Origin of the sequence: Streptomyces sp. NPDC090499, from assembly GCF_044769305.1 — a bacterium.
In the GTDB taxonomy this organism is placed as follows: Bacteria; Actinomycetota; Actinomycetes; order Streptomycetales; family Streptomycetaceae; genus Streptomyces.
Genome location: NZ_JBIVXP010000002.1, coordinates 483,249 through 498,600 on the forward strand (window position 1 = coordinate 483,249; position 15,352 = coordinate 498,600).

The 15,352-nt window shown below is 69.5% G+C and carries 13 protein-coding genes and 1 pseudogene; 8 read left to right on the plus strand and 6 right to left on the minus strand.

Features of this window, described 5'->3' with window-relative positions; all coding sequences use genetic code 11:
* Positions 1 to 71: 71 nt before the first annotated feature.
* The 5 genes and pseudogenes from ACIQVL_RS10600 to ACIQVL_RS10620 all read left to right on the plus strand — a co-directional run.
* Positions 72 to 254 (plus strand): annotated as a pseudogene (locus ACIQVL_RS10600) (hemin transporter); the annotation flags it as partial.
* Between the two features lie 174 nt (positions 255 to 428).
* A complete protein-coding gene (locus tag ACIQVL_RS10605) occupies positions 429 to 1,352 on the plus strand; it encodes a LysR family transcriptional regulator (RefSeq protein WP_403475059.1) in 924 nt (307 codons plus the stop codon).
* Positions 1,353 to 1,520: 168 nt separating this feature from the next.
* Positions 1,521 to 2,507, plus strand: a complete 987-nt coding sequence (locus tag ACIQVL_RS10610; protein ID WP_403475060.1) for an NAD(P)H-dependent flavin oxidoreductase — start codon at positions 1,521 to 1,523, stop codon at positions 2,505 to 2,507.
* A 208-nt stretch (positions 2,508 to 2,715) separates the two neighbouring features.
* On the plus strand, positions 2,716 to 4,098 hold the full coding sequence (locus tag ACIQVL_RS10615) for an MFS transporter (protein ID WP_403475061.1): 1,383 nt from the start codon (positions 2,716 to 2,718) through the stop codon (positions 4,096 to 4,098).
* Between the two features lie 133 nt (positions 4,099 to 4,231).
* Positions 4,232 to 5,749, plus strand: coding sequence for a CoA-acylating methylmalonate-semialdehyde dehydrogenase (locus ACIQVL_RS10620; RefSeq protein ID WP_403475062.1), 1,518 nt, complete (start codon positions 4,232 to 4,234; stop codon positions 5,747 to 5,749).
* 630 nt (positions 5,750 to 6,379) lie between these two features.
* Here the strand turns inward: ACIQVL_RS10620 and ACIQVL_RS10625 are convergent.
* Positions 6,380 to 7,153, minus strand: coding sequence for an alpha/beta fold hydrolase (locus ACIQVL_RS10625; protein WP_403475063.1), 774 nt, complete (start codon positions 7,151 to 7,153; stop codon positions 6,380 to 6,382).
* A 160-nt stretch (positions 7,154 to 7,313) separates the two neighbouring features.
* Positions 7,314 to 7,931, minus strand: coding sequence for an NAD(P)-dependent oxidoreductase (locus tag ACIQVL_RS10630; RefSeq protein ID WP_403475064.1), 618 nt, complete (start codon positions 7,929 to 7,931; stop codon positions 7,314 to 7,316).
* Positions 7,932 to 8,073: 142 nt separating this feature from the next.
* Between ACIQVL_RS10630 and ACIQVL_RS10635 the strand changes: the two genes are divergently transcribed.
* Complete coding sequence (locus ACIQVL_RS10635) at positions 8,074 to 8,397, plus strand: winged helix-turn-helix transcriptional regulator (RefSeq protein ID WP_403475065.1); 324 nt, start codon at positions 8,074 to 8,076, stop codon at positions 8,395 to 8,397.
* A gap of 943 nt (positions 8,398 to 9,340) precedes the next feature.
* On the opposite strand, the gene ACIQVL_RS10640 is transcribed toward ACIQVL_RS10635, so the two are convergent.
* Positions 9,341 to 10,387 (minus strand): nitronate monooxygenase, encoded by a 1,047-nt coding sequence (locus ACIQVL_RS10640; protein ID WP_403475066.1) that lies wholly within the window; start codon positions 10,385 to 10,387, stop codon positions 9,341 to 9,343.
* Positions 10,388 to 10,557: 170 nt separating this feature from the next.
* Here ACIQVL_RS10640 and ACIQVL_RS10645 point away from each other — a divergent pair, with 170 nt between their 5' ends.
* Both ACIQVL_RS10645 and ACIQVL_RS10650 read left to right on the plus strand, forming a co-directional pair.
* Positions 10,558 to 11,502, plus strand: coding sequence for a LysR family transcriptional regulator (locus ACIQVL_RS10645; protein WP_403475067.1), 945 nt, complete (start codon positions 10,558 to 10,560; stop codon positions 11,500 to 11,502).
* Between the two features lie 340 nt (positions 11,503 to 11,842).
* Positions 11,843 to 12,037 (plus strand): tautomerase family protein, encoded by a 195-nt coding sequence (locus ACIQVL_RS10650; protein WP_403475223.1) that lies wholly within the window; start codon positions 11,843 to 11,845, stop codon positions 12,035 to 12,037.
* Between the two features lie 598 nt (positions 12,038 to 12,635).
* Here ACIQVL_RS10650 and ACIQVL_RS10655 read toward each other — a convergent pair.
* From ACIQVL_RS10655 to ACIQVL_RS10665, 3 genes are all read right to left on the minus strand, one after another.
* On the minus strand, positions 12,636 to 13,574 hold the full coding sequence (locus ACIQVL_RS10655; RefSeq protein WP_403475068.1) for a dihydrodipicolinate synthase family protein: 939 nt from the start codon (positions 13,572 to 13,574) through the stop codon (positions 12,636 to 12,638).
* Positions 13,574 to 14,371: an aldolase gene (locus ACIQVL_RS10660; RefSeq protein ID WP_403475069.1), complete on the minus strand. Its 798-nt coding sequence runs from the start codon at positions 14,369 to 14,371 to the stop codon at positions 13,574 to 13,576. Before ACIQVL_RS10660 ends, ACIQVL_RS10655 begins: the two co-directional genes overlap by 1 nt.
* 92 nt (positions 14,372 to 14,463) lie before the next feature.
* Positions 14,464 to 15,183, minus strand: a complete 720-nt coding sequence (locus ACIQVL_RS10665) for a hypothetical protein (RefSeq protein WP_403475070.1) — start codon at positions 15,181 to 15,183, stop codon at positions 14,464 to 14,466.
* Between the last annotated feature and the right edge of the window lie 169 nt (positions 15,184 to 15,352).

The following is a 15,352-nucleotide window of genomic DNA, read 5'->3' on the forward strand; positions in this document are numbered from 1 at the left end:
CACACCCTTAAATATGAATGCCAGATGCACATTAAGCGTCAAGGGGTCCTGTTCATGCTCACCGCCCAGTAGGCCACCGCTCCGGCCTGGCAGACCTCACCGATGTTCCCCTCGCCCCGGGCACCCGCGCCCACCTCTGCGGCCCGCTGCCCTTCATGCGCGCGATGCGCGAGCAACTGCTCGCCAAGGGCGCCGCCCCGGCCGACCTCCACTACGAGGTGTTCGGCCCGGACCTGTGGCTGGCCCAGTCCTGACGTGCTGAGTCGCGCCCCGCGACGACGGCGCACAAGGTGAGTACGTCAACCAGCCGTCGCCGCTGCGGACGCGTCCAGTCCACCGCAGGCGGCCTCCCTCCCTCACGTCTGACAATCATCCAGGAAGGGCTTCGATTCGCCGGCCGGGGGTATGCTCCTGCCCACCCTGGGCCCTTGGAGGTCGACGTGGAACTCTCCGACCTGCGCGTCTTCCTGGCTGTCGCGCGGACGCACGGCATCACCAAGGCCGCCCAGGAACTGCACACCGTGCAGTCGAACGTCAGCGCCCGAATCCACGCCCTGGAGAAGCAGCTCGGGGCCCCACTCTTCCGCCGGCACGCACGGGGCGTGGCCCTGACCAGCGCAGGTGAGCAGTTGCTGCCATACGCCGAACGCATCACCAGGCTCGTCGACGAGGCGCAGCATGTCATCGGTGACGAGAGCGATCCCTGCGGACCGCTGCGTATCGGGTCCATGGAGACCACGGCGGGTCTGCGCCTCCCCGTGGTACTGGCGGCGTTCGCGGAGGACTGTCCCCGGGTCGACCTGTCGCTGGTGACCGGTCCTACCGAGCACTTGGTCCGTGAGGTCGCGGAGTACCGGCTCGACGGCGCGCTGGTCAGTGGCCCGGTGCGGCGACCCGATCTGGTGGAGACGACGGTGTTCGAGGAGCGGCTCGTCCTTGTCACGGATCGCCGGGTTTCCGAGCTGGACACCGTGCTGGGTGATCCCAGGATTCTTGTCTTTCGCACCGGCTGCTCCTATCGCAAGCGGCTGGAGACCATCCTGCACGCGCGGGGCGCCGTCGGCGTTCGCTGCATGGAATTCGGAACGCTGGAGGGCATCCTCGGCTGTGTCGGGGCCGGGATGGGTGTCACCTTGCTGCCCGCCGCCGTGGTCGAGGGGCACGCCTCCCGTGAGCAGGTGCGGGTGCACGAGCTGCCGGAGGATCAGGGACGTGCGGACACTGTCTTCGTCCAGCGCGTGGACGCACCGCCGTCGGCGGCCCTGACGCGCTTCCTCTCGCACGCCCGGGCCGTCGAGCAGGTTCCACCTGTGCTGCGCGTGGTCGGTGGTTCGGTCACGGCGACCGGCTAGTTCACTGATCCGAAGCGCGTTGGCCATCGGAAAGTTCTCTATCAGCGATGGCTCCCATCGCAACCAATCGTTGGATCTGAAATCTGGGTGAACCTACCGTCCCCTTAACGCCGCGCTGCGCCGCCGCTTCTCCGGCGGGGCGGTTGCCTGGACGAAGGGGACTTCGGTTTGCTGACAACGCGTCTTACCCACAGCTTCGGAATCGACCATCCCGTCGTGCTCGCCCCGATGGACCTCGTCTCCGGGGCCCGGCTCGCCACCGCGGTGACGGCCGCAGGTGGCCTCGGCATGATCGGCGGGGGCTACGGCGACGGAGAGTGGCTGAAACGGGAGTTCGCCGCTGCGGCCGGCACTCGTGTGGGGTGCGGGTTCATCACCTGGAGCCTGGCCCGTCATCCCGAGCTGCTCGATATCGCTCTGGAGAACCGACCCACCGCGGTGATGCTGTCCTTCGGTGACCCCACGCCCTTCGCCGACCGAGTCCGCGCCGCCGCCGTACCGCTGTTGTGCCAGGTCCACACGCTCGACCAGGCCCGCCAGGCCCTCGATGCCGGCGCGGACGTGGTAGTCGCCCAGGGTGGCGAGGCCGGCGGTCACGGCGTGGGGACGCGGTCGACCTTCACCCTCGTGCCCGACATCGCGGACCTGATAGCCGATCGCGCGCCCGAGACACTCCTCCTGGGCGCCGGTGGTGTCGCGGACGGTCGCGGTCTCGCCGCCGCACTCGCCCTCGGCGCCGACGGTGTCCTGGTCGGTACCCGCTTCTGGGCGACCGAGGAGGCGGTGGTCTCCGCGCGAGCCCACGCCCGTGCGGTGGCGGCCAGCGGCGACGACACCCTGCGGACCAGCGTCTACGACATCGTGCGGCAGTACGACTGGCCCGCCGAGTACAACGGCCGACTGTTGCGCAACGAGTTCACCAACCGCTGGCACGGGAGGGAAGCGGAACTCGTCGCACGTCTCGACGAGGCCGCCGCCGAATTCCGAGTGGCTGTCTCGGAGCAGGACTTCGATGTCGCGAACATGATCGTCGGCGAGGGCGTGGGCCTGGTCCAGGAGATCCTTCCCGCCGGGGAGGTGGTGCGGCGCCTGGTCCAGGATGCCGCCACTCGGCTCGGCCGGTGGGCTCCGCGGACGGCCGCGACCATCGGCTGAGCCTGCCAGGCCCGCGGTGACCCCGCCGCGCGACCGACGTCGACGTCCAACTGCCCGCACCCTGTTCGTCCGCTCGCTCGGCGAGTGAAGGCCGTCGCCGCTCGGCGACCGCCCCCCGTACGGCTCAGCAGGTGATCGGTTCCGCACCTGTCCGCTCGTTCCCGCACTCACATGCGACACCGCCGCACCGGCGTCGGGAGGGATCGCTTTGTCCAGTCCCCAGCCCCCGCAGACCTCTCCGCGAGAACTGCGCCGCATCATCGCCGCATCCAGCACCGGCACACTCATCGAGTGGTACGACTTCTTCATCTACGGCAGCCTCGCCGTCGTCTTCTCCGGCTTCTTCTTCCCCGCCGGCGAATCGAGCCTCGCGCTTCTGGTAAGCGTGGCGGCGTTTGGCACCGGCTTCGTCGTCCGCCCCGTCGGAGCAGTGTTCTTCGGCAGGCTCGGCGACCGGGTCGGCCGTAAGACGACCTTCCTCACCACCCTCATCGTCATGGGCGCGGCCACCACCCTCATCGGCTGTCTCCCGAAGTACGACACGATCGGCACGGCGGCACCGGTACTGCTGGTACTGCTGCGGCTGCTCCAGGGCTTCGCGGTGGGCGGCGAGTACGGCGGCGCCGCCACGTACGTCGCCGAGCACTCGCCAGCCAACCGCAAGGGCCTCTTCACCAGCTTCCTGCAGACCACGGCCACCCTCGGGCTGCTGCTCTCCATCGGCGTCATCGTCGCCTGCCGCCTCCTGCTGGGCGAGGACGCCTTCACCTCGTGGGGCTGGCGCCTTCCCTTCCTGCTCTCCGCCGTCCTCGTCGCCCTGTCGCTGCGGATGCGGCTCAAGCTCCACGAGTCGCCCGTGTTCGTCCGCATGCAGGCCCAGGGCACGATCTCCAAGGCACCCGTCCGGGAGGCGCTGGGCAACCCCCGCTCCCTCGGCCTTGTCCTGCTCACCGTGTTCGGCCTGACCGCCGGCCTCGGCGCGGTCTGGTACACCAGCCAGTTCTACGCCCTGTACTTCCTCCAGAGCGTGCTGAAGGTCGACTTCCTCACCACCAACATCTGCATGGCGGTCGCGCTGGTACTGGGCGCGCCGTCCTACATCCTGTTCGGCCGCCTGTCCGACCAGTACGGCAGGCAGCGCGTCATCGTCACGGGCCTGGCTCTGTCGGCCATGAGCTTCCTGCCCCTGTACGCGTGGATCCGCGCAGCCGCCGTGCAAGAGGCGTGGTGGCAGGTCGTCGTGGCGATTTCCCTGCAGATCGTGTTCAGCGCCATGGTGTACGCGCCGACCGCCGCCTATCTGACCGAACTGTTCCCGCCCCGGATCCGCTACACCGGCCTGTCCGTGTCGTACCACCTGGGCACCGGGGTCTTCGGCGGGTTCATGCCTCTCATCGCGCTCTCACTCACCGAGTCGACAGGCAACCAACTCGCCGGTATCGCCTACCCGATCGCGTTGGCGGCCGTGTCCACCGTGGTCAGCCTGACGCTGCTGCGCGGAGGCAGGGACAACAAGCTCGTCCGTGCCGTGTGGGACCGGCTCGACGCCTCCGAACAGACGGAGGCACTCGAACAGACCCCTGCCAACTGACCGACCGGGCCCGGTCGTCCCGGCCGTGGACGAGATCCGGGATTTCTCCGCCCAGATCTGCGCCTGACACTCCCCAGAGCTTCGCCCCAAGCACGCTACGCCGGAAGCCCGTTACCTCCGAGAAAGGTCTTTGATGACCACGACAACGACCGCCACCGTGCACATCGACCACTACATCGACGGCCGTGTGGACGACCTCGATGCCGAGACCCGCGGCGAGGTGTACAACCCGGCCACGGGCCAGGTGACTGGCCTTGTCGCCCTGGGCACCACCAAGGATGTGGACGAGGCGGTCCGGGTCGCCGCCACGGCGTTCGAGGCCTGGGCCGCCACCCCGCCGCATATCCGGGCCCGCATCCTGTTCCGATTCCGCGACCTGGTCGAGCGGGACATCGACCGGCTGTCCGCGATCATCACGGCCGAGCACGGCAAGGTGCTTTCCGACGCCAGGGGCGAGGTCGTTCGCGGGCTGGAGGTCGTCGAGTTCGCGTGCGGCATCCCGCAGCAGCTGAAGGGGGAGTTCTCCGAGAACGTCTCGCGGGCCGTGGACGCGGTGTCGCTGCGCCAGCCGCTCGGGGTGGTCGCCGGGATCTCGCCATTCAATTTCCCCGCCATGGTGCCGATGTGGATGTTCCCCGTCGCACTGGCCTGCGGGAACACCTTCGTCATGAAGCCGTCGGAGAAGGACCCCACCCTCAGCGTCGAACTCGCCAAGCTGCTCACCGAGGCCGGACTGCCGAAGGGCGTGTTCAATGTCGTCCAGGGAGACAGGACCGCGGTCGACGCCCTGCTCGCCCACGCGGACGTGGAGGCGGTGAGCTTCGTCGGCTCGACGCCCGTCGCCGAGTACGTCCACCGGACCGCCACCGCCCACGGCAAGCGCGTCCAGGCTCTGGGCGGGGCGAAGAACCACATGGTCGTGATGCCCGACGCCGACCTCGACCAGGCCGTCGCCGCGCTGATGGGCGCCGCCTACGGCTCCGCCGGCGAGCGCTGCATGGCCATCTCGGTCGTGGTCCCCGTCGGCGACGACACCGCGGACGCCCTGCGCGAGCGTCTCGTCACCGCCCTCGCCGACCTCAAGGTCGGGCCCGGCACCCAGGACCAGGTCGAGATGGGCCCGCTGGTCACCAAGGCCCACCGGGACAAGGTGGCCCACTACCTGGCCGTAGGCGTCGACGCCGGCGCCGAACTCGTGGTCGACGGCCGCCGCAACCAGTTCCCCGGCCACGAGGGCGGGTTCTTCCTCGGCGGCTCCCTCTTCGACCACGTCACCCCGGACATGCGGATCTACCGCGAGGAGATCTTCGGCCCGGTCCTCGCCATGGTCCGCGCCCAGTCCTTCGCCGAAGCGCTCCAGCTGGTCAACGACCACGAATTCGGCAACGGCACGGCCATCTTCACCGCCGACGGCAACACCGCCCGCACCTTCCTGACCAAGGTGAAGGCGGGCATGGTCGGCATCAACGTGCCGATCCCGGTTCCGATGGCCTTCCACTCCTTCGGCGGCTGGAAGAGGTCCCTGTTCGGCGACCATCACATCCACGGCCCCGAAGGCGTGCGCTTCTACACCCGCTACAAGACCGCCACCACCCGCTGGCCCGACGACACCAAGGTACGCGCGGAGTACTCCATGCCCACACACGGCTGACACCCGCTCCGCAGAGGTTCGTGCCGACGGCCACCGGAGTGTCGGCACGACCATGTCCCACGTCCCAGGGTGCTGAGCACCCTGACGGCATGCTGACGGTATCCCCTGGCCTGCCTGGCCCCCCACTGGACACCAGCAACCTGAATCAGCCCGATGGGCCGCGGCGACGGTGGGGGTGCTGTTGATGGCCGCTCTTGCATGACGACACCGACTCGCCGGTGGATGTGATTCGCAGCACTGGATGCCGGAGCCGGGGCGACGATGATCGGGACCATGCTGCCACGCGCCGAGGAGAGCGGCGTCAGCCAGACCCGCCAAGACGCCCTGACCGACCTCGCGTTCACCGACACGTGCCTTCACCGGACGCGCCGCCCGCGCCCTGCGCAGCACCTTCACCGGCCGGTACGACACCATCACCCCCAGCGGCTACCCGGTCCTGTACCACCTGACCAGCCCTACGCGAACCCGCCACCGCAGCCGGCGGAACCGGAAGGGTCAACCTGCGGACAGGATCCGGATACCGCCAAGCCCGCAGCGAACTGACAGCCCACCCGCTCGCACGGTTGGCGAGCGGGTGAACCGATCAGGAAGCTGATGGGTCCTGCCGCGCCCGGTTGACCGACGGGCTGTTCAGACGCCGACCTCTTCGAGGAAGGAGAGGATGAGCTTGTGCCACTGCTCGGGCTGTTCGAGAGGCACCATGTGGCCGCTGGCCACCTCGGTGAAGCGGGCTCCGGGGATGGTGTCGGCCATATTCCGCTGCAGGTACGGGGGGACGATCAGGTCGTAGCTCGGAGCGATCACGAGAGTAGGGGCCTTGATCTCGGGCAGCTCGGCACGGGTGTCGACTCGGGAGATCAGATCGAACTGATCCGCGGTGCCCGGTTCGCCGTCCGCGCCGGCCGTGGCCGCCGCCAGCACCTGCTCAGGCATCGACGCCAGCGTCGGCGCGCTGATCGACACCCAGGTCAGCAGCTTGGCCAGCAACTCAGGGTCGCCGGCCGCCATCACCCCGGCCGTGATCTCTCCGGCCAGCTTCATGGAGGTGTCGAGGTAGGAATACGTCCCGGTGAGCACCAGCGCGCTGACCCGGTCGGGGTGGCGCGTGGCCGCGCGCACCGCCACAGCCCCACCCACGGAAAACCCTACGACGGGAAACCGGTCCAGGCCCTCGTCCACTGCGGCGGCGACGAGCTGATCGGCGAGCTGGTCAAGGGTCAGAGGGCTGTCCGAACGCGGGGTGTCGCCGGAGCCGGGGTAGTCGACGCCGACGACGGTACGCCGGGCGGCCAGAGCATCGAGGATCGGGCCGAAGTGGGCCGCGATGCTGCCGCCCGCGCCGTGCGCGAGCGCAATGCCGGGGCCGCTGCCCCTGAGCGTGCGAGCAAAGGCAGTGTTGGTCATGACAACCTCCGTAGGGTGTTGAAAGCGGTGATAGCGAGATGGCTGACCAGCCGTCATGAATCGACGCCGGCCAGAGTCGGCAACGCGGCCTTGTACCGATGAAGTGAGCGTGAGGCCACGTCGGTGTCGATCGGGTGCCGATAGGCCCGGGTGGCCTGTGTCAGTAGGCGACCGTGATGTGGCGACGGATGCTGCGGCCGGTCTCCAGCTCGTCGATCAGAGCGGCGGCGTAGTCCTCGGCACTGATGCGGCTGTGGCCGGCCTCGTCGCTCAGCAGTTGATTCGCGCCCACCCGGTAAGTACCGGTGCGGTCACCGGGCTCGATCTCCACGGGCGGGGAGAGGTAGGTCCATTCCAGGTCGTCGGCGTTCGCCTGGATCAGCTCGAGCAGAGCGACCTGGGCGGGCACTTGGTACCGGTATTCCTCGGGAATGTCCTCGAGCGTGAGGCGGTCGATCACCCGGACGCCAGGGGCCACCTCGAGGCTCCCGGCGCCGCCGACCACGGCAAGCCGGCGCACCCCGGCCTCGCGCATGCCGTCGAGCGTGGCGCGGCCCACCGCCAGCAGCGGCTCGACCTGCGGCTGGCGAACGGCAAGCACCACGGCGTCATGCCCGACCGCCAATGTCGCGACGGTGCCGGCGTCGGCGGCATCGGCGGTTCGGGTTCCGTCCGTGCCCTGGCGCGTTACACCGGTCACCTCGTGGCCCCGCCCGCGCGCCTCAGCCGCAATCCTGCTGCCGATCATCCCGCTGGCCCCGAACAAAAGGATCTTCACGGCTAGGCCTCCCTGAACACTGCGTTTGCACCGACGCCATGACAGTATCCAAAAGATACTGGTTTCTTCAAGGAAACCTTGGTATCCTTTGGGAACTATGAAGCCTGAATATGATTCCATTCCGCGTTGCCCAACCCGGGACGTGCTCGACCGAGTCGGCGACAAGTGGTCCGTCATGATCGTGGCCCGCCTCGGCGGCGGGCCACGACGGTTCAGTGAACTGCGTGACCTGCTGGAATTCGTGACCCCCAAGGTCCTCACCCAGACCTTGCGCGGGATGGAACGCGACGGCCTGCTCATCCGTACCGTCTACGCTGAGGTGCCACCGCGCGTCGAATACGAGCTGACCGGCCTCGGCCGCTCGCTACGCCCGGCGATCGAAGCCCTGCACACGTGGGCCGAGGAGCACGCAGGTGACATCCTGGCCGCCCGAGACGCCCACGACGCCGCCCAGACCGTTTCCTAGCGCAGTTGCTTTCCGGATGCATCCGCTGCTGCTGCAGCGGGACTTGACCACTCCCGCTGCAGCAGCAACGGAAACGAGGGGCGTCACGTCCGGCGGGGTCACGCTCGGCGACATGACGGGCGACGGCATGGACGCCGGGACGGGCATACCGCTCCAGGGAGCGGACGGAGGCGTGGCGGGAGCGGGCCAGCAACATCGGCGTGGATGTGCCGTTCTCCGCATCGTATGTCAACGCACTGCGCCTGAGCCGGTGGAGGGTCCAGCCGTCGAGGTCCTCGATGTCCTCGGGTGAGGCGAGGGAAGTGGGCAGCAGCCGGGTGTTCTCCTCGAAGATCTCCACGGCCCGGCGGTAGGAGAGCCGGGCCCCGTCGGCCTCCGGGCACACGTCGAGCGTCGCTGTCCCGGCCGGGGCCTTGCGGTCGGTGAGGAACAGCGGGCCGCGGGTGCGGCGCGCGAAGAGGCGGGGCAGCAGCTGGGCGGTACCGGACTGCCAGCGGATCCACTCGGTCGCCCCGCCCTTGGCGGTGACCTTCCCGCACTTGTCCTGCGGGTACAGGTCTGCCACGTTCAGACACAGCACCTCGTCGGACTCGTAGAGCATCTTCCAGAACGTCTTCTCCCGCAGCGCGACGTCCAGGCGCCACAGGGCGGCGATCTGGCTCTCGGCGTACCAGAGCCGCTTGTGTTCAGGATTGCTTCCTGGTGACGAAGATGACGCGCTGGTGGATGCGGTTGCGGCGCGGGGTCGAGGGTTGGGTATTGCCTGAGGGTGTCGTGGCGCGGCAGGCAAGGATGTGTTCACCGACCGTGGTGGGCGTCCAGGTGAGGGTGAACTTCTGCCAGGAGTGTCCGGTCCGGGGTGAGACCTTGGCCGGGGTCCACGTGTGGCCCGCGTCGATACTCACCTGGACCGCCGTTCACTCGGTTGGGCCGCGGGCCGAGGTCACCATCTCGCGGCTTCCGGGTGGGCTGCGAGGCGGGTGAGGGTCTGGGCGGCGTGTTCGTTGCGGGCCTGGCGGTAGCCGGTGCCCGCCCACAGGTGGATGAGTTCGGTGTCCTGCGCAGTGGTGGCTGCTTTGCGCAGCGGGCTGGTGAGGTGGTGGAGGGCGGGGTAACCGAGCGGGGCGAGTGGTTCGTAGGTGTCGGTGAAGCGGTTGCGCAGGGTGCGGGCGGGGCGGCCGGTGAAGGCGTGGGTCAGCACGGTCTCGGTGAAGGCCGGGTCGGCCAGTGCGGTCTTGTGGGGGGCGGACGCGCCGCTTTCGCGGGTGCGGAGCAGGACGGTGCCGACCATGGCGGCGTGGGCGCCGGCGCGCACGGCGGAGGCGACGTCGGCCGAGGTGGCGATGCCGCCCGCGCCGATCACCGGCAGAGGGACGGTGTGCCGGACGTCGCTGATCAGGTCGGGCAGTGGGACAGGGGCGAGTGGCCTGGTGGGGTGGAGGGTGGCGGAGTGTCCACCGGCCGCTGGGGCCTGCACGATCAGCAGGTCCGCGCCGGTCGCGGCGGCGGCGAGAGCCTCGGCCGGGGTGGTAACGGTCTGGGCGACGAGGCTGCCCGCGTCCTGCAGCGCCCGGACGGTGTCCGGGCAGGGCAGACCGAAGGTGAAGGAGACGAGGGGGACGGGCGACTCGAGGAGCAGTTCGATCTTGTCCGTCCAGGCGTCGTCGTCCTCGGTGGGAAGCGCGCCAGGGAGGGTGAGGTGGTAGCGGTCGGCCTCCGGCTGAAGGGCGCGGGCGTAGGCGCGGTAGGTGTCCCGATCGACTGGGACGGAGTTGGGGACGAACAGGTTGACGCCGAAGATCCCTGCGCTGGAGCGGACGTGCGTGATCTGGACGGCGAGGTCGGCTGGGGTCTTGTAGCCGCCGGCCAGGAAGCCGAGTCCTCCGGCGCGGGCCGCGGCCTGGACGAGCGCGGGGGTGCTGGGTCCCCCGGCCATTGGGGCCGCCCAGATCGGCAGGACGGTGCGCAGGCGCGACAGGTCACGGGGCATGGCTCCTCCGGCGGGTGGCGGCGGTCAGCAGACTGGCGGGCGTGGGCGCGCCGGACGACGTGGAACCGTCGCCGACCGCGGCTCTGTCTTCGACGCTAGGCCGCAGGGCATGGCGATGGAAATGCCGGTTACGCTGGCTTCATGTTTCCCAGGCATACTGCGAGACGAGAGTGACCGCCACCGGTTCCGCGAGCGCCTCCGGCATTGAGCTGCGGCATCTGCGGGCCTTCGTCGCGGTGGCGCGGCGCGGCTCGTTCACCCAGGCGGCCCAGGAGCTGCTGATCACGCAGCCCGCCCTGAGTCGCACCGTGGCGCAGCTGGAAGGGGGGCTGGGGGTGCGGCTGCTGGAGCGCTCCTCGCGCGGTGTCGCCCTCACCGACACCGGTAGGGGATTCCTTGTCCACGCGGAGCGGACCCTTGCCGCGTTCGACGCGGCCCTGGCCGCGGCACACCAGGACCTGACGCTGCGGCTCGGCTTCAGCTGGCTGCTGCCCGACCCCTGGGCTCAGCGTGCCATCGCCGGTTTCGAACGCGACAGCGGCGCGCAGGTCGAGTTGGTGCGCTGCGACGACCCGCTGGACGCCCTGAACCGGGAGAGCGTCGACATCGCCCTGGTGCGCGGTGCCCGAGCGGTCGGCGGCGCGGTGCGGACCGTGCACCTGTACGACGAACGGCGCGTCGCCGTCCGCGCTCGCACCGAAGCCGATCAGCGGGAGACCTCCCACGTCCCGTCGGACATGCCCGACACGCTGCGCTGGCAGGACGCCCACGAGTGGACCCTGGTCGTGAACACCGGCAGCGGCACCACCGGTCCGTGGTGCTGGCCGAACGGGGGTGGCCCGCGCCGGTACGTGGACACCGCGAACTTCGACGAGTGGCTCGAATCGGTGGCTGCCGGGCGCGGCATCGGCGTCGTCCCCGACGTCGCCGAACGCCGCATCCACCATCCCGCGCTGCGGTTCCTCTCGTTGACCGGGGCCCCGCCGAGCCCGGTCCGCCTCGCCTACCGGCCCGACAACAGCGCCGGCGCGGGTTCCGCGCTCCTGCGGCACTTCCTCAACGCGGCCCTCGACGCGGCCACGACCTGCACCCATACGGGCGAGCCATACCCGTAACCGACGGGGCATCTCCGCTTGCGGGGGTGGTCTTCCTACGGTCGGCTGCGAAAGGGAAACCGGGCCCGGGCCCCCCAGAGCGCCCTGGTGCCGCCGGTACGCCACGCTGATCGATCAGCGCGCCATGCCTTCGATCGCGCCCCGAGGTCCCTCTCGCCGCCTGACGGTCCCGCCCCGAGGAGTTCGACCATGCCCCTGGTACGCATCGACCTGATCCGCGGCCGCAGCCCGCAGGACATCGGCGCCATCGCCGACGCCGTCCAGCAGTCGCTCGTCGACGTGCTGAAGGTCCCCGAGCGCGACCGGCTTCGAACACGGCACCGGCACCGGCACCGTCCACATCTTCACCCAGCGCGGCCGCAGCACCGAGGAAAAGCAGCTCGTGTACCGCACGCTCGCCGAGAAGCTCGCCAAGGCCGGCGTCGAGGGCAAGAACCTGTTCGTCAGCTACTTCGAGAACGGTCCCGAGGACTGGTCCTTCGCCGACGGCCGTGCCCAGTACGTCGAGGGCGACCTCCCCGTCCCCGGACACTGAGCCCGCCTCACGCCGCACCGCCTGCCCTGCCAAGGCGCCGCAGCGGAGGGTGCGTCACATACGAGGCGTCCATTCCCCGCCGCTTGGTGTGGTGGTTGGCGATCATCGCCCAGATGGGGCGGGGCATGGCGGGGTGGGCCGGGGCGGCCTTGTCCAGCGTGTCGGTTCGCGACCATATTCCGACCCCTCCCGTGCCCCGCACCTCGCTCAACGCTGAACCTTGTCCTCGGGGGCAAGGCCGAGCTCAAGTGTGTTGCGCCACGGCAATCAGCGCACACCACGGGCTCTCGAACAGCTCAAGCCCGAGGCGGCATGGCGTGGCGCACTGCGAAGTGCGCACGACGGTTGAGCTCCGGAGTGGCCTCCTCCAGCACGCTGATCCGGTACGACGGTTGGTTCGCTGCTCGAACCACCCCGCCAGTCCAGCGTTGTCGGTCGACCACGGCCGGTGGAACCGGACGGGGCGCGCGCCGTCCGAGAAGTGCCGGTGGTTCCGGCGGCTTCTCGGACGGCGCTGTTGCAGGCAAGAAACTGTCCGACTCCGAGGCAGATGTCCCTTTATGCGCGGAATCCTTCCCTGGCGGCTGGACCCTGGCGGTCAGGGGGTGTGCGGTATCGCCGTCAGTACGTCGCCGTCCAGGTTGGAGCGGGATGCGAGCTGATCGAGGAGGGCTTGGAGCTGCTGGGTCTCCTCGTCGGGCAGGGCCAGCAGGGGTGCGCGGGGCGGTCCGGCCGGACGGTTCTGGAGCTGGAGTCCTGCCTTGATGGCGCGGGGCAGGCCGTGGCCCACGATGAACTGCAGGAACGGCAGGAGCTCGGCCAGGATCGCGTCGGCCTGTTCGTCCTGTCCGCGGATCGCCGCGGTGTAGAGCTGGAGTGTCCAGTCGGGGACGAGACAGGGGGCAGCGGTGCACCAGCCGGCGGCGCCGGCGCGGAAGGCGTCGAGGGCGACGGGGTTGTTGCCGTTGTAGACCGACAGGGCGCCCTCGGACAGTTCCCGCAGGGCGGTGAAGCGGGGGACGTCGCCGGAACTCTCCTTGACCATGGTGAGGTTGGGGATTTTCCGGGCGAGCCCGACGATGGTCTCGGGCTGGAGGTCGATTCCGCTGGTGCCCGGGTTGTTGTAGAGCATGATCGGCAGGTCGGTGGCGGCGGCCACTTCGGCGAAGTGTCGCGCGAGTTCTGCCTCGGTCAGTTTCCAGTACACCTGTGGGAGCACCATGAGGGCGCTCGCTCCGTGCCGGGCGGCGACACGCGCGCGGCGGACGGTGCCTTCTGTGGTCAGGTGCGCGATGCCGACCAGGGTGGGGACGCGTCCGGACACGGTGTTCAAGACGGTCTCGCAGACGGCGTCCCACTCGGATTCGCCGAGGTAGGCGCTTTCGCCGGTGCTGCCCAGCGGAGCGACGGCGTGGCTTCCCGAGGCCACCAGGTGGTCGGTGAGGTCGCGCAGCGTGGCATGGTCGACTGCGCCGGTGTCGGGATCGAAGGGGGTGATGGGGTAGGCGATGATTCCCTTGAGGGGCGGGGTGGACATCAGAGGTTCACCTCGGTCGTGAGGCAGTCGGGGTGGTTGCGCACGGCCCTGCGGGCGTAGTAGGCGAAGTTCGCCTTGCTGCGGCGGTCGGTGGAGGTCCAGTCGTGGGCCTCGCGGGCGAGCTCGGGGTCGAGCGGCTGGATGGTTCCGGCGGCCATGGCGAGCAGCTGGAGGCGGGCGGCGCGTTCGATGAGCATGGCCAGGGTGCAGGCCTCTTCGATGGTGGCGCCGGTGACGAGCTGGCCGTGGTGGGCGAGGAGGATGGCTCGCTTGTCGCCGAGGGCAGCCGAGATGATCTCGCCTTCCTCGTTGCCGACGGGGACTCCGGGCCAGTCCTTGAGGAAGGCGCAGTCCTCGTAGAGGGGTGTGGTGTCCATCTGGGAGACCATCAGTGGGACTTCGAGCATGGCGAGCGCGGCGGTGTGCAGCGAGTGGGTGTGGATGATGCAGTTGACGTCTTCGCGCGCCCGGTAGATCCAGGAGTGGAAGCGGTTGGCGGGGTTGGGCATGCCGCTGCCCTCCAGGACCTTCAGGTCCTCGTCGACGAGCACGAGGTTGTCCTCGGTGATCTCGTCGAAGCCGAGGCCCAGGCGCTGGGTGTAGTAGGTGCCGGCCTCCTGGCCGCGGGCGCTGATCTGGCCTGCGAGTCCTGAGTCGTGGCCGCCGTCGAAGGCGATGCGGCAGGTGAGGGCCAGCTTCTGCCGTACGGTCAGTCCGGAGTCGGCGAAGTGCTCGCGCATCTGCTGTTCGGCACGTCCGACGAGGACGTCTTTGGAGTCGTGCAGGGTGGTTGCCATGTTCTCTGCTCCAGTTCCCAGGGCCCACCGCAGTTGGCGGGCTCTGTGTCCGGGTCTGCGGGGAGAAGGTGCCGGGCGTCGCCCGGCTCTGCTCAGCGGCTGGCGTAGTCCGCGGCCAGGCGGTCGAGGAAGGTGGCCAGCCGCTCGTTCATCGCCGTGTAGTCGTTGGCCCGCAGCTGGTCGGGCTGCTGGACGTAGGGGCGGTCGGCGAGGTCGGCGAGGTCCTTCTCGGAGTGTTCGATCAGGGCCTCGATGCAGGCGGGGGTGAACTCCATGTGGCACTGGAAGCCGTACACGTACCGGCTGTAGGCAACGATCTGGCGCGGGCAGCCCTCACTGGTGGCCAGCACGACGGCGTCCTCGGTCAGCCCCGGCATGTCGTTGTGCCAGTGACCGGTGTCGAAGGTGTCCCCGAGGCCGACGAGGAAGGGGTGCCGGCGGCCCGCGGCGGTGAGGGAGACGGGGAAGGAGCCGATCTCCGTGTTCGGGCTGGAGTCGAAGGCGGCGCCCAGCGCCTCCCCGACGAGCTGGGAGCCCAGGCAGATCCCGATGACCGCCTTGTCCGCCTCGATACAGGCGACGATGAGGGCCTTCTCCGCGTCGGCGTCGAAGTGCGGGCACTCCTGGGTGGTCGTGCTGGGCCGCTGAGGGCCGCCCATTACGATCAGCAGGTCGATGCCGTCCGCGCCGACGGGCAGTGCGTCGCCCTCGTGGACGCGGGAGTAGCTGATCTCGTAGCCCCGGGCCCGGACCCAGTCCTCATAGGCCCCCGGGGCCTCGAACGACTCGTGGACGATGAAATGTGTGCGCATGGCGGAGCGGCCTTTCTGCCTTGCTGATGCGTGCTGTTGTGGTCCGGGACGAAGCAGCGCACGCCGCGCCGGCCGGGGACAGGTGGCGAGGAGGGAAGGGACGCGGGCGCTGGTACCGCGAGCAAGGCGGAGTGCGGCGATGGCGGGTCGGGATCGCGTAAGCGAGCTC

Excerpts from the sequence above, each read along its gene's own strand:
- ACIQVL_RS10620 (WP_403475062.1), top strand. The coding sequence starts at position 4,232 with ATGACCACGACAACGACCGCCACCGTGCACATCGACCACTACATCGAC.
- ACIQVL_RS10625 (WP_403475063.1), bottom strand. The coding sequence starts at position 7,153 with ATGACCAACACTGCCTTTGCTCGCACGCTCAGGGGCAGCGGCCCCGGC.
- ACIQVL_RS10640 (WP_403475066.1), bottom strand. The coding sequence starts at position 10,387 with ATGCCCCGTGACCTGTCGCGCCTGCGCACCGTCCTGCCGATCTGGGCG.
- ACIQVL_RS10655 (WP_403475068.1), bottom strand. The coding sequence starts at position 13,574 with ATGTCCACCCCGCCCCTCAAGGGAATCATCGCCTACCCCATCACCCCC.
- ACIQVL_RS10660 (WP_403475069.1), bottom strand. The coding sequence starts at position 14,371 with ATGGCAACCACCCTGCACGACTCCAAAGACGTCCTCGTCGGACGTGCC.
- ACIQVL_RS10665 (WP_403475070.1), bottom strand. The coding sequence starts at position 15,183 with ATGCGCACACATTTCATCGTCCACGAGTCGTTCGAGGCCCCGGGGGCC.